Here is a 13487-nt window from a genome sequence, read left to right as displayed (position 1 = left end):
TAGGCAATAGTCGGCCGTGTCCGCGCAAGGCGGCCAAATAGAACGGTCATATTGGTGGCGGATTATTGAGCCTGCTTGTCGCTCTCTTCGTCTTCCCATACACCGCGTGGCAGGCTCAACCACTTATTATGGGATTTCATGACAACGAAGGTCTCGCTGCCTTGAATTGTTCCTGGCTCTGCCAGTCCGGGCAGCAACTCACTCGTCACCCGGTATAATTCTTCCATATCTCCCTCGAACATCACTTCGCAAAGAATGTCGTATCTGCCGGTGACGATACTGACGGAAGTGACGAAAGGCAGCTCGGACATCTTTCGCGCGATTTCGTCGAGACGGCCCTGTCCGTTAGCGTGAATGCCCATCATCGCGACGACAAGCTCGGGACGCTCCGAAACGTTCACAACGCCGGAAATCTTGAAAAGCTTATTCTCGATAAGGTTTTTCAGCCGTGCCCGAATTGTGGGTGGGCTGAGCTCAAGCCGCTCGGCGATCTGGTTGGCGCCATCGCGTGCGTCGTCTGACAGAAGCTTGACGAGCTTCCGGTCGATTTTGTCCAGCAATGCACGCATTTACTTAACGCCCCTCTTATTTTGTTGAGGCATAGATATTTCAAAATGACGTGCGGCGTCAACATAAATTTTCTAATAGAAAAATATTAAGGTCGATTATTTTGGTTTTGGAAAAGTGCAAGGCCCTTCAGTTTGGCGGCTTGCCCATCCCGTTTCATGCGTTGTCGCAGCCATCGAGATGGGGAAGTGCTGATTTTTGTCTGACAGAGCGCGTGTCAGATCATCGAACGACTGAGGCCCCCGTCGATTGGCAATGCCACACCGTTGACATAGCTTGCCGCCTCGCTGGCAAAGAACGCCACAACCTCGCCGAATTCCTCCGGTGTGCCATAGCGTCCGACGGGAATTTCTCGCTGGCTCTCGGCAGCAATGACCGCTGGATCTACACCTCGCTCGGCGGCATCCAACTCGTCCAGACGGGTTGTACGCTCGGTCGCAAAACGGCCCGGCATGACGACATTGACAGTTACGCCATCTCCAGCCACTTCAGTGGCAAGTGTCTTGGCCCATCCCGCGAGGGCTGATCTTAAGGCATTGGATGCAGCCAGATTGGGAATGGGTTCACGGATGCTTGTCGAGGATACAGCGATGATCCGACCGAAATGACGTTCCCGCATGGCTGGCAGATAGTGAGCGGCGATCTCGATCTGGCTGAGGAACATGCTTCTGATCTGCGTGTTCCAGTAGGCTTCATCATATCGAGAGGCTGCGATCGGGGCGGGGCCGCCGCCATTCAGAAGCAGGATATCGATGCTGCCAATGGCTTTGTCTACATTTTCCATCATTCTGGTGACACTGGCAGCATCGGTCAGATCGCAGGTGAACGACGTCACCGAACCAGCATGTGTGCCAAGGCGCTCTTCCGCTGCGCGCATTGCTATCTTGTCCCTGCCGACGAGTGCAACATTCACGCCGCGCCTTGAAAGGGCCTCTGCAACGCCCAAGCCAAGTCCTTTGTTTCCACCCAGAAGAAGTGCAGTCTGCTTTTTGTGATTCATTTTGATACTCGAACTCTGGAACTGGAGATTGATCTGACTGCATTGACGATCACGGCGATATCTTCATCGGTAGTGCTCAAATGTACGGAGGCTCGAAGTAGTTCCGAAATCCCGCGTATCGACATGTCGTAAGGCGTGTAGCCCGGTCCGTTCATGCCGATGTTGATGCCCATATCAGCGAGATGTTGTTTTACAGGCGCGCAAGGAAAGCCATCAATTACAAAGGTGACGGCAGCGCCTTTACTGTCTCCAAAATCAAGCAAATGGACGCCCGGTATTTCAACAAGTGCCCGACGAAGAACGCTCGCTTTGTGATCCAGATCCAGTCGGATACGGTCCACACCCAAAGCGAGGGTTTGTTCTATTGCTTTCCCGAGGCCCAGTTTGAGGGCCACCGATTCCTCACCAAACTCAAAAGCCCGAGCGCTGTTTGCCACCACAACGTTTCCGGTGCTCAAGGTTGAGGACAGGTTGTCGATGCTACGCGGCACGATTTCTGCTGCAAGGCGGGGAGAAATATAGGCCAATGCCGTTCCGCGCGGCCCGCGTAGAAATTTCCGCCCGCACGCGATCAGAGCATCACAGCCTAATTCGGCAACATTGATCGGCACCTGTCCAATTGCCTGACTGGCATCGATGATAAAAAACGCTGATGAACCGGCCTCACGAATGGCGGCGCCAATCGCGGCCGCAGGATTGATCAATGCACTTCCTGCTCCAATCCAGGTAAGAGCGACAATGCGCACCTCCGATGAGAGGTTTTCAAGGAGCGCAACGGGGTCCACAGCGCTCGTATCATCCGAAGTCATCAAGGAGAGCGAAGCGCCGCTCAAATCTGCGGAGCGTTGCAGGCATAAAACATTGCCAATCCATTCCTGACGGCTGACAAAAATCTTGTCGCCGGCAGATAGCGGTATCGAAACAATCAGGTTGCCATAAAGCTGGCCGTGGCTGGTTCCGAGGGCGACATCCTGTGGCGAGCAGCTCAGCAGCTGTGCTGCCGCCTGATAGGTGTTCTGGATGGCATCGGATGCAAGCGCACTAGCCTCCATCGGACCGCGTTCCGCTTCGAAGCGCAGATGGTCAACGACCGCTTGAACCGTTTCGGCGGATGGCAGCCCCGCGCCGCTATGATTGAAATGCACGACGGACATTTGCAGGTCCCTTGATCAACGAATGTGAAAAACGGCTTCAACCTCGACCGGCACGTTGGCTGGCAGTCCCGCCACGCCAATGGCAGAACGCGCATGTTCGCCGCGTTCGCCGAAAACCGCGTTCATGACCTGCGAGGCGCCATTGCCGATCTGCGAATAGGCGGTGAACCCAGGTACGGCATTGACGAAGACCGTAAGCTTGGCCAGCCGGACGACGCGATCAAGATCGCCATCGAGTGCTCCATTCGCCCAGAATATGACATTCGCGGCGCAAAGTTTCGCGCTCTCGAGTGCGGTTTCTATATCAATATCGCGACCGACCTGACCGACATAAGCAATGTCGCTGCCCTTTTCGGGTATCTGGCCTGAAACATAGAGAAAATTATCGACTTTCGTTGTTGGCGAGAAGGGCAAATCAGGCCGGGCTAGATTGGGCCAGTCGATACCGCAAGCAGCCAATTTATCTTTATAGTGGGACATGTGATGCTCCATTTCCTGGTTTCTGGTGTGATATTGCCAAAGGCCTCGCCCCTCGTGTACCCTTATAATTATTAGTGAGGTATAATGATTCATTATGGACGCGAGTTACGATCTCAGACTTCTCAGGATGTTCATCGCCGTTGCCGAAACGGGCGCCTTGAGTAAGGCAGCGGATCGTCTTGCGCGCACACAGGCCGCCGTCAGCATGCAATTGCAGCGGATAGAAAAGGAGCTGGACAGGGAACTGTTCACGCGATCCTCACGCGGGGTTGCACTGACCGAGGCAGGAGAGGCCTTTTTGGCTTATGCGCGGAGGGTCATTGCGCTCACCGAGGATATGCAGCGTGGATTGCTCGATAAGAAACTGGTGGGTCGTATTCGGCTGGGGCTCTTCGAAGATCTCGCCGTCACGCGCCTTCCGGGCGCGATTGCCCAGTTCCGGCAGAAACATCCTTCGGTTGACATTGAACTCAGTTCATCCAATTCGGCGCAGCTTGCGCGATCCTTTCATGAAGGGCAGACCGACATTGTTGTCGCCGATCCCGCTCGGTTCGCTCTGCCGCCGCTCAGTTTCATATCCTATCAACTGGTCTGGTGCGCAAGCCGATTGCTCGACGTGGACGAAAAGAACCCGCTTCCCGTCGTTCTTTTTGAAACATCCTGTTCGTGGCAGGACCGGATGATCGCGTCCCTCGCAGAAGCAGGCATTGCATGGACCGTTGGCTGTCGCGTGAAAAGTTTACCCGCTATGTTAACGGCTTTGCGGGGAGGGTTGGGCGTTGGGGTGCTGTTTTCCGAAGCAGTCCCATCAGATTGCCAGACGATCAATGGAAGATACAACCTGCCCATAGCGCCGGTCGCCGAATTTGGCATATACACAGTCGATGCCCCTTCACCGCTCATTAGCGAACTCGCGAAATCGCTCGAGACGCTATCATAACGCCTCGCAGCTGAAAGCCCGGCGGAAGGATAACGCAATATCACGCCTGACGGCTGTCGAACTCTGCCTGGAGATGCCGGATTGTATCCATATGCTCAACCGTCCAGTGATAGAGGCTCGCGAAGGGTGCCTATAGTGAACGCTCCAGTGGGGTCAGGCATATGCTTGCAATGAAGGAATGGGGGGAAGCTACATCGAAGAGAGGCACATCGTGTCCTAGACTAACCGCAATCATTTGATTTGGAGGACTACCAGAATACAAACATTGCGACGGCAGCTGCTGCCATCGCGACGGTCGCAATCCATCCGAACAATCTTGTTGCAAAACCTATCGTGAATTTGCCCATTTCATCACGCCTGCTCGCTACGATCATCATGGCCGCCATTATTGGAACCGCGACGATACCGTTGACAACCGCGCTCCAAAATAATGCGGCAATAGGGTCGATGGGCGAAATCGCAATCGCAACTCCCACCAGGAAAGCCAGTGCGATTACGCCGTAGAATCCAATCGCTTCCCAAGGCTTGTTCGCCAGACCGCATTTCCAACCTTGGGATTCGCCAAAGGCGTAGGCAACGGAGCCTGCAAGCACGGGTAATGACAAAAGCCCAGTTCCAATAATCCCCAAACTGAATATGAGGAAAGCAAAATCTCCTGCCAATGGCTTGAGGGCTTCGGCGACCTCGGCTGCGGAACTAACTTCATTCTTTCCGGACGCATGTAGGGTTGCCGCTGTGCTCATGATGATTGCGATTGCCACAATATTAGAAACAGCCATGCCCGCGAAAGTATCGATACGAATACGTTTCAGTTCCTTCGTTGCTTCTGTGGGATCTCTACGAAGCGGCTGCTCATCTTTTGAATTGTCGATTTCTTCTACTTCCTGAGAGCTTTGCCAAAACAGGAGATATGGGCTTATGGTCGTTCCGAGAATGGCAACGATCATCGTGAGGCTTTCGCCTTGGAGCGGAAGGTTTGGCCAGAAAAAGCCTTTTAAAGCTGCCCACCAGTCGACATTCGCCACGAACAATACTGCGACATATGCAAGTAGAACGAGTGTAAGCCACTTGAGATAGCGAGCATATGTTTCGTAGGTTATGAAGAGCTGCAATCCGAGCGATAAAACCCCAAAAGCCAACGTGAACACGACGGGAGAGCCGTTTGTCACCAGACTGGCGGCTGCGCCCATGGCAGATAGATTGGCACCCATATTGATGGTGTTGGCGATCAGTAGCAGCGCAACAAGCGAAAGCAGCGCCCAACGGGGAATGATTTCGCACAAATTTGCAGCGAGCCCCTTACCGGTAACTCTACCAATCCGGCCGCTGACCAGTTGGATCGCCGTCATAAGTGGAAACGTAAACAACATGCTCCACAGCATGTTGTATCCGAACTGGGCACCTGCTTGCGAGTAGGTTGCTATGCCGCTCGGGTCGTCATCCGCTGCGCCGGTAATGAGGCCAGGACCCAGCTGCTTGAGAAGCGCTGCGCGACGCCAGCGTGGGAGTGTTTGATTGATGTCCGAAGATGAATCATCACTTGCGTCTTTGGGCACGACCATATCCTAATCCATGGACACCATAGGAATCCTATGATTTTCGCTGGGTCGAACAATTGGCGGGCAAATTTGTTCCAATGCCGGATCGCTTGTGATGCCATGAACATGCAGGAACAAAGGCAATCGCTTGCGGTTGGGAAGAGCGGCTTTGAGCCGCTCTGACGTGACGTCTGCGGTACATGCGAGATTGAGGCATATAGGATTGAGCCACGAAGAACTGGATATAATTGCTGAGAAAGCGCGTGTTCGCTATCTAAAAGCTCGCAATCTTCTCATTCTGGAAGCAGCGATTGCGGCTCTGTTGGACACTGAAACGCCCCATGAAGCTGCCGCTATTTTGCGAGAGCAGGCTGATCTGCTGACCCGCTATCTATAACGTATCCCACAATTTGTCGTCGATTATCCGGCTGAGCGATAACTCCGATTGTCCATCTGTGTTAATTCAGCAAACCAGAATGGCTGTTCGTCCGGAATCTCTTGATAAATCCGAAGCCTATGGCAAATCCTTTCAGGCAGATAAGTCAATTTGTCGGGGCAATGTCGAATGGGCGATTTGAGACAGCTGAAGTTCGGTTTTCTCAGACGATGCGTTTTCGGTGCAGAGACGGCGTCAACCAAAATCGACTGTGGCAAACGTCGGTTGGCGAGTACAACCGCGCTCGGTCGGATTTTCTGCGCGCTCATGGTTTCTGCGACAGTTATCGGTTCGCCCTTGATGGTCAGAAATGCTGATGCACAACAGCAATCCGGGACTGGTGGGGCAGGTGGAGCTGAAGGTACGCCGCCGTCGCATTACGATGCGAAAGGCAACCCGGGTGGGCAGGGATTGGGCGCTTCCGCTACATCGGGCGGTGGCGGTGGAGGAGGAGGGGCCGGTGGCGCCGCGGGCGGTGTTCATAATGGCAATCATGCTTCCTCGACAAGTGGCGGCGCCGGTGGCGAGGGTGCAAGAAAAGCTTACGGCGGCGCTGCGGGCAGCAACGGTATTTTCGGATATTCAGGAATTTCAGCGCCCGATGTGCTCGTGGTGCACGGCTTCGATGGCGATAGCGGCAAGCCCGGCGACGGTGGGAAAAAGGGGCAAGGCGCTTTCGCCACCGGTAATGGCGCTTCGGGCGGCGGCGGTGGTGGCGGTGGGGGTGGTGGGAACGGCGCGATCTTCACCGATTCCGTGACGACGCTTTCCGGCCAGACCTTCATCGGCGGCGCGGGTGGGGCTGGTGGTGGTGGCGGGCAGGGTGGCGATGGCGTGACGGTATGGAACGTTTTCACCGTTACGCCCGGCGAGGGTGGCAGTGGCGGTGGCGGTGGCGGCGGTGGTGGTGGTGGTATCGGCATTTCCACATCGTCCGACCTCACAGTCAGCAACGGCAGCACCATTATGGGCGGCAATGGTGGGGCAGGTGGTGCAGGCGGAATTTCTGGTATGCACGCCGACGAAAACACTAGTGGCAGCGTGATGGTTTGCGAGGACGATGAGGGCGAAATTGAATGTTCAAGCCCCATATCGCTCCCATCTGCTCCCTACGATACCCTGACAACAGGTGGCGGACGTAGCGGTAATGGCGGCGGAGGCGGTGACGCTATCAGCTCCTTCGGCCAGTCTACGATCGCGATCGAAACAGGTGTTACCGTAAAAGGCGGCGATGGCGGAAACGGCGGAGCGAGCCTTCCGGGTGGCAATACAGCTTCTGATGGTGGCGATGGCGGTCGTGGTGGAAATGGTGTTACCGCGACGGCAACGGCTGCTGCGGTTTCGAATGCGGGCACGATTACAGGTGGAAACGGTGGTGATGGCGGTCGCGGCGGCGGCGGTGCAGACACTGGTGGCAATGGCGGCCGTGGAGGTGATGGTGGCATTGGCGTTTCCATGGCCGCGGGGGGCACACTGACCAACAGTGCCGGTGCAAATATTACGGGCGGCAATGCAGGGGCGGGCGGTAAAGCGCCTTCCACGCCGTCATCGCCACCTTCCTGGTGGTATAATGGAACCGACGGACAATCTGGTGCTGCCGGTGTTGGGGTCTATTTCTTTTCGGGCGACGCAACCCTTTTTAATGCCGGAACGATTTCCGGCGGTGTCAATCAGGACGGTTCGCGTGCCGTCGCCGTGCAATTCACCGGCAGCAACAATACGCTGGTTCTGGGGGCCGGTTACGCCTTCAACGGCAAGGTCGTCGCGGATAAGAACGGCCAGAACACTTTGGTTTTTGGTGGGGCTGGTGCGGCCCAGTTCGACCTGACCGGTTTTGAAAAAAGGTTTCAAGGATTCGATGCGCTCGAAAAGCGTGATACCAGTGCGTGGACTTTGACCGGGTCGCCCGAAACATTCAATGGAAACCTCGGCATTCATGGCGGTACGCTCGCCCTGACTTCGGGCGCGCAACTGAATGCCGAGAATGTTGTTGTAGGGTCTGCTCAGGGCGAAACGGCATCCGGGCAAGTAAGCGGCATCGGCACTGGTCTTAATGTCAGCGGAACATTGTCGGTGACGGGCTATGGCAACGACTCACTTGGCATAGCGAATGGCGGCAGGGTGAATGTTGGTGGAGACGTCGTTGTGGGCGACACGCCATCCGTTGTTGCCGGCCCAGAAAACTCGTTGACTGTCAGCGGAGCAGGATCAAGCCTTCATGTCGGTGGCGCCGTCAATATCGGTGATCTGCTTTCTATCACTGAGGGCGGCGTGGCGCATGGCAGTCAATTGATGCTTGGGACGGGCGATCCCGGCAGCAACACAGCGCGGGTCCTGGTGGACGGGGCCGGTTCGCTTCTGAATATCGCCGAAATCAATGTGGGCTATGTCGGTAGTGGAACACTGATCGTTTCCAATGGTGCACGCATTGGCTTGGCAGCAGGCGGCAGCATCGTGCATGTTGGACAGAACGGAGCGCAGGGCACAGTAAATATTGGCGCGGCTGCGGGCGAGACAGCGGTCGCAGCCGGAACGATCTACAGCACCATAGTGCTCGGTAGTCAGGGAACGCTCAACCTCAATCATGATACCGCTGGCTACCGCTTCGATACGACGGTGCAGGGCACTGGCACAATCAATTTTCTGGGCGGTGAAACCACAATCATTGGTCCGCGATTGGCCCAGTTCGCCGGTCAGTCGACCGTTTCCAACAGCAGTGTCGTGCTGACAAGTTCGGCTGTTGTCGGAGGCACGATCACAGTCAATGCGGGCGGGGCGATCAGCGGTTCCGGTACTTTGGGCAACACCACGATCAACAATGGTGGCAAGATCTCACCGAGCTTGCAATCGCAGTTGATGGTCAATGGCGACTTGACGCTTCAAAGCGGTGGCACATTTGTCTATGGGCTCGACGCCTCCAATGCGGAGAAGGCGGCGTCCATTCAGGTTAACGGCGATCTGGCGTTGAACGGCGCGACGCTGAAGGTCGATGGAAGTTCAACCAGTTCGCTGCTCGGCTATCATCGCATGATTTCCTATAGCGGCAGCCTGACGGAATCCAATGGCGGTTTGATAGTCGGCCAGACGCCGGCAACCGGTCCCATCGCGTATAATTATAGCATTGAAAACGCGCCAAACGCCGTGGACCTTCTGGTCTCAGCCAACGGCCTCAATATTCTTCAGACCTGGGGCGATACCGGCACATGGTCCGCAACAGAGCAGAACTGGTACGATCCTGTCGGCGGTAATCCTTCGCTTCTTTCCCAATGGGGAAGCGGCTACGCGGTTTTCCGCGGTGCTGGGGACACGGTCACGCTGGATGGAACGCAAACAGCCGTCGGGCTCCAGTTCGCAGGCGGTGACTATACGATCACGGGTGGCGCGGCCCTCAATCTCACCGGCTATTCGGACAATGTCATAACCATAGCCGTGCCGGAATTGCGTGTGCTGGCCGGTGAAACCGCAACTATCGCATCGACGATTACAGGCAGCGACGGGCTGGAGAAAACCGGCGACGGCCTGCTTGTTCTGTCGGGTTCCAACAGCTATTCCGGTGATACGATCATCAGTGCGGGAATATTACAAGTTTCTGCCGCGAATAATCTTGGACAGGCCACCAATGGACTGACGATCAACAATGGCACGCTGCAGACGACTGGCGCACTCTCGCTCGCCAGCTTCGTGTCATTGGGCGGTGAAGCGGCATTCGACGTGGCGTCAGGGACCCAGCTGCAACTGACCGGAAGTATTTCAGGTGCGGGCTCGCTGACCAAGCAGGGTGAGGGAACTTTGCTGGTCGGAAATGCGGCGAATAGCTGGTCCGGCGGCACGCTGATCGAGGCGGGCACGCTTCGTATGGCGGCCAATACGCCCGGCGCGCTGCCGAACATGACCGAGTATCTGATGACAGGCGGCACGCTCGACCTTAACGGCAATGTGCTCACCATGCGTTCCTTGTGGGGAAGCGGCGGCACAATCTCCATCGATAATGCGAGCCTCACCGTCAATCAGGATGAGGATACGGTTTTTGCGGGCGACATCACCGGCGCGGGCGTCAATAGCAGCCTGACCAAGGATGGAGACGGCATTCTGGTCCTGACAGGCAGTAACGGTTTTCAGGGCGAGACCAATATTCTCGGCGGCACGCTTGCGATTTATGAAGCGCAGAATATCGGCACCGGTTCGGCGAACATCCAGATCAGTGACGCGGCGCTGGCGACGCTCGGCAACATCACCCTCACGCGGAACGTCGAATTGTCGGGAACGGCGACCATCGACACCTTGCTCGCGACGGCGCTCAATCTGACCGCCTATGTGTCTGGCAATGGCGCATTGTACAAGGAGGGGGCGGGTTCGCTCATTCTCAGCGGCGATGCCACGCATAGCGGCGGCACCACGATTGCCAATGGTTTCCTCCAGATCGGCAATGGCGGCACAACCGGTTCGATTGCCGGCAATATCGTCAATAATAGCGGTCTCGTATTCAACCGGCAGAACAGCTACGCTTATTCCGGCGTGGTTTCGGGTGCAGGCGCGCTGATTCAGGCAGGCGTGGGCACGACGGTTCTGACCGGCGACAACAGCTATACCGGCAATACGTTCATTTCTGATGGCACATTGCAGATCGGTGACGGCGGAACGACAGGCTCCATCATCGGTGGGATTTTGAACGAAGGTGTTCTGGCAGTCGACCGCTCGGACAGTTACAGTATCGAAGGCCTTATCGTCGGAACTGGTTCGTTCGTGCAGGCCGGGTCCGGTACGACCATCCTTGCAGCCGACAACGCCTATTATGGCGGAACGACGATCGCCAATGGTGTGCTGCAACTCGGCACAGGTGGCAATTCCGGCTGGATCGAAGGCAATGTCGTGAATGATGGCGCACTTGTCTTTAACCGTTCGGATGCGGTGCTTTTCTCCGGCGATATCAGCGGTAGTGGTGGGGTAAACCAGATCGGGTCAGGCGCCACAATCCTGTCAGGTGACAACAGCTATACGGGCGGCACCTCTATCACCTTGGGTGCGCTGGTTATCGGCAATGGCGGCACAACCGGCTCCCTTATGGGCAATATCAGCAATAACGGCATTCTGGGCTTCAACCGCTCCGACACAATGACCTTTGCAGGTGCCATCAGCGGTACGGGTAGCGTGCAGCAGATCGGCACAGGCACAACCATTCTGACTGGCAGCAACACCTATACCGGTGCGACGACGATTACCGCCGGTCGTTTGCAGATCGGTGATGGGGGTACGTCCGGCTCGATCACAGGTCACGTCATCAATAACGGAACACTGGCGTTTGATCGGTCCGATACCGTGACATTCGACGGAATGGTGTGGGGTGACGGCAAACTGGAGCAGGCGGGTAGCGGCGCTCTCGTTTTAACTGGCCGCAACCAGTATGGCGGCGGCGTCACCGTATCCTCCGGCACGCTGCAACTGGGCGATGGCGGTGAAAACGGCACGCTTGCGGCAAATGTCGAGAATAACGGGCAGTTCGTCGTTAATCGTTCGGGAACTGTTGTGCTGAAAGGCGATATTTCCGGCTCGGGTTCGTTTGAGCAAATCGGCAGCGGCGTGACGGTGCTAGCCGGCAATAACAGCTATGGCGGCGGCACGACGGTAGTGGCCGGTACGCTGGTGGTCGGACTTGGCGAAACGGGAAGCATTGCCGGTAATATCGTCAACAATGGCACGCTCGCCTTCAATCGCTCCGACAATTATGCCTTTTCGGGAGCCATTTCCGGGTCTGGCGCGTTCTGGCAAATCGGTGAAGGCACAAGTGTTCTGAGCGGTAACAACAGCTATTCAGGCGCGACGGAGATTTATGCCGGTCGTCTTGCGGTCAACGGCTCGATTGCGTCTTCATCGCTGGTCACCGTCCATGAAGGCGGTGAACTTGGCGGAAACGGCATGGTTTCCACCACGCATATTGACGGTGGCACGCTTGCGCCCGGCAATTCCATCGGCACGCTGACGGTCAACGGCGACTTGAGCTTCACCGGCGCATCGACCTATGCCGTGGAGGTTTCTGCATCGGACGCCGACCGGGTCAATGTCAGCGGTCAAGCCGATCTGGGCGGGGCGATGGTGGCCGCGACTTTCGCGCCCGATAAATATGTCATGCGTCGCTATACGATTCTGAACGCGGAAGGCGGAATTGGCGACAGCCGGTTCAGCACGGAACTGACGACGGATCTGCCTCAAAGTTTTAGCTCTAACCTGAGCTACGATGCCGATAATGCCTATCTTGATCTGACCTTGAACCTGACGGGCCTCAACGTGAACCAGCGCAATGTCTCTGCGGCGCTGGTCGACTATTTCAATCGCGAAGGTCAAATTCCGCTGGCTTATGGTGGGTTGGATGCGGAAGGCCTGACAGTCACATCGGGCGAACTGGCGACCGCCGTACAACAGACAACCGTGGATGCGATGAGCCAGTTCATGACGACGCTGACCGATCCGTTGGTGGCGGGTCGAGCGACTTCAGCTACGCGCGATACGTCCGACCCGTTTATGGGACGATGGAATCTGTGGGGCGCGGGTTATGGCGCGTCGCGCTCGCTGGATGGCGACAACATCATCGGTTCGCATGATCTGCGCAGCAAGATCAACGGCGTGGCCGTGGGTGCGGACTACCGGCTGTCACCCAACACCTTGCTCGGCTTTGCCGTGGCTGGCGGACATGGCAGTTTCAGTCTCTCCGATGGCCTGGGCAGCGGTGATTCCGACCTGTTCCAGCTTGGCCTTTATGGTCGTCAGACTGTCGGAAACGCTTATTTCAGCGCGGCGCTTGCCTATGGCTGGCAGGATATAGAGACAGAGCGCGCCGCCGCAATGAATGGCGTGGATACATTGCAGGCCGACTATAATGCCAATGCATGGTCGGGCCGTCTGGAAACTGGTTATCGTTTCGATACGCCATGGATCGGGATTACGCCCTATGCCGCCGGGCAATTTGTCAGCTTCAACCTGCCGTCCTATGCCGAAAAGATCGGCGGTGGTCAGGATAGCTATGCGCTGGATTATGCAACGAAACACGAAACAGCCGGTCGCAGCGAACTGGGTTTAAGAGCGGATAAATCCTTTGTGCTCCCTGATGGGGTTCTCACCCTTGCAGGCAGGGCTGCGTGGCTGAGAAACTTCAATAATGACCGTGCCATGACGGCTGTATTTGCAGGATTGCCGGGAGCCGGTTTTGTCGTGAATGGCGCAACCATGCCCCGTGATACCGGGCTCGCCAGTTTTTCAGCGGAAATGCTCTGGAACAACGGGCTGTCATTGGGCGCTGCATTCGATGCCGAATTTTCCGGCAATAGCAGTAACTATGCCGGAAAAGGTACGCTGCGCTACCATTGGTAGCGCCGACGGT

Annotated in this window: 8 protein-coding genes; 3 read left to right on the top strand and 5 right to left on the bottom strand. The window is 56.3% G+C overall.

Annotation, left to right across the window (positions count from 1 at the left end):
- Window positions 1–62: 62 nt before the first annotated feature.
- The 4 genes from QLQ11_RS18825 to QLQ11_RS18810 all read right to left on the bottom strand — a co-directional run bounded on the left by QLQ11_RS18825 (window position 63) and on the right by QLQ11_RS18810 (window position 3201).
- On the bottom strand, window positions 63–569 hold the full coding sequence (locus tag QLQ11_RS18825) for an Lrp/AsnC family transcriptional regulator (protein WP_109366156.1): 507 nt from the start codon (window positions 567–569) through the stop codon (window positions 63–65).
- A gap of 215 nt (window positions 570–784) precedes the next feature.
- Entirely contained in the window at window positions 785–1567 is a 783-nt protein-coding gene (locus tag QLQ11_RS18820) for an SDR family oxidoreductase (protein WP_283735201.1), read from the bottom strand.
- The gene (locus tag QLQ11_RS18815; RefSeq protein ID WP_283735202.1) at window positions 1564–2721 is read right to left on the bottom strand and encodes an aminotransferase class V-fold PLP-dependent enzyme; all 1158 of its coding nucleotides are present in this window, start codon (window positions 2719–2721) and stop codon (window positions 1564–1566) included. The genes QLQ11_RS18820 and QLQ11_RS18815 overlap by 4 nt, the downstream gene beginning before the upstream one ends.
- 15 nt (window positions 2722–2736) lie before the next feature.
- Entirely contained in the window at window positions 2737–3201 is a 465-nt protein-coding gene (locus QLQ11_RS18810) for a RidA family protein (protein WP_283735203.1), read from the bottom strand.
- A 94-nt stretch (window positions 3202–3295) separates the two neighbouring features.
- Between QLQ11_RS18810 and QLQ11_RS18805 the strand changes: the two genes are divergently transcribed.
- Window positions 3296–4141 (top strand): LysR family transcriptional regulator, encoded by an 846-nt coding sequence (locus QLQ11_RS18805; RefSeq protein WP_283735204.1) that lies wholly within the window; start codon window positions 3296–3298, stop codon window positions 4139–4141.
- A gap of 248 nt (window positions 4142–4389) precedes the next feature.
- Here QLQ11_RS18805 and QLQ11_RS18800 read toward each other — a convergent pair whose 3' ends face one another.
- Window positions 4390–5703, bottom strand: coding sequence for an Nramp family divalent metal transporter (locus QLQ11_RS18800; RefSeq protein ID WP_371836054.1), 1314 nt, complete (start codon window positions 5701–5703; stop codon window positions 4390–4392).
- 199 nt (window positions 5704–5902) lie between these two features.
- Between QLQ11_RS18800 and QLQ11_RS18795 the strand changes: the two genes are divergently transcribed.
- Both QLQ11_RS18795 and QLQ11_RS18790 read left to right on the top strand, forming a co-directional pair.
- Entirely contained in the window at window positions 5903–6076 is a 174-nt protein-coding gene (locus QLQ11_RS18795; RefSeq protein WP_167836062.1) for a hypothetical protein, read from the top strand.
- Between the two features lie 264 nt (window positions 6077–6340).
- Window positions 6341–13477 (top strand): autotransporter-associated beta strand repeat-containing protein, encoded by a 7137-nt coding sequence (locus QLQ11_RS18790; protein WP_371836053.1) that lies wholly within the window; start codon window positions 6341–6343, stop codon window positions 13475–13477.
- Window positions 13478–13487: the final 10 nt, after the last annotated feature.

It is taken from the genome of Ochrobactrum sp. SSR (genome assembly GCF_030067775.1).
In the GTDB taxonomy this organism is placed as follows: domain Bacteria; phylum Pseudomonadota; class Alphaproteobacteria; order Rhizobiales; family Rhizobiaceae; genus Brucella; species Brucella teleogrylli.
This window is presented reverse-complemented; position numbering and strand designations above follow the sequence as displayed.

Coding starts and splice junctions, on each gene's coding strand:
- QLQ11_RS18800 (WP_371836054.1), bottom strand. CDS start 5,703: ATGGTCGTGCCCAAAGACGCAAGTGATGATTCATCTTCGGACATCAAT.
- QLQ11_RS18805 (WP_283735204.1), top strand. CDS start 3,296: ATGGACGCGAGTTACGATCTCAGACTTCTCAGGATGTTCATCGCCGTT.
- QLQ11_RS18810 (WP_283735203.1), bottom strand. CDS start 3,201: ATGTCCCACTATAAAGATAAATTGGCTGCTTGCGGTATCGACTGGCCC.
- QLQ11_RS18820 (WP_283735201.1), bottom strand. CDS start 1,567: ATGAATCACAAAAAGCAGACTGCACTTCTTCTGGGTGGAAACAAAGGA.
- QLQ11_RS18825 (WP_109366156.1), bottom strand. CDS start 569: ATGCGTGCATTGCTGGACAAAATCGACCGGAAGCTCGTCAAGCTTCTG.
- QLQ11_RS18815 (WP_283735202.1), bottom strand. CDS start 2,721: ATGTCCGTCGTGCATTTCAATCATAGCGGCGCGGGGCTGCCATCCGCC.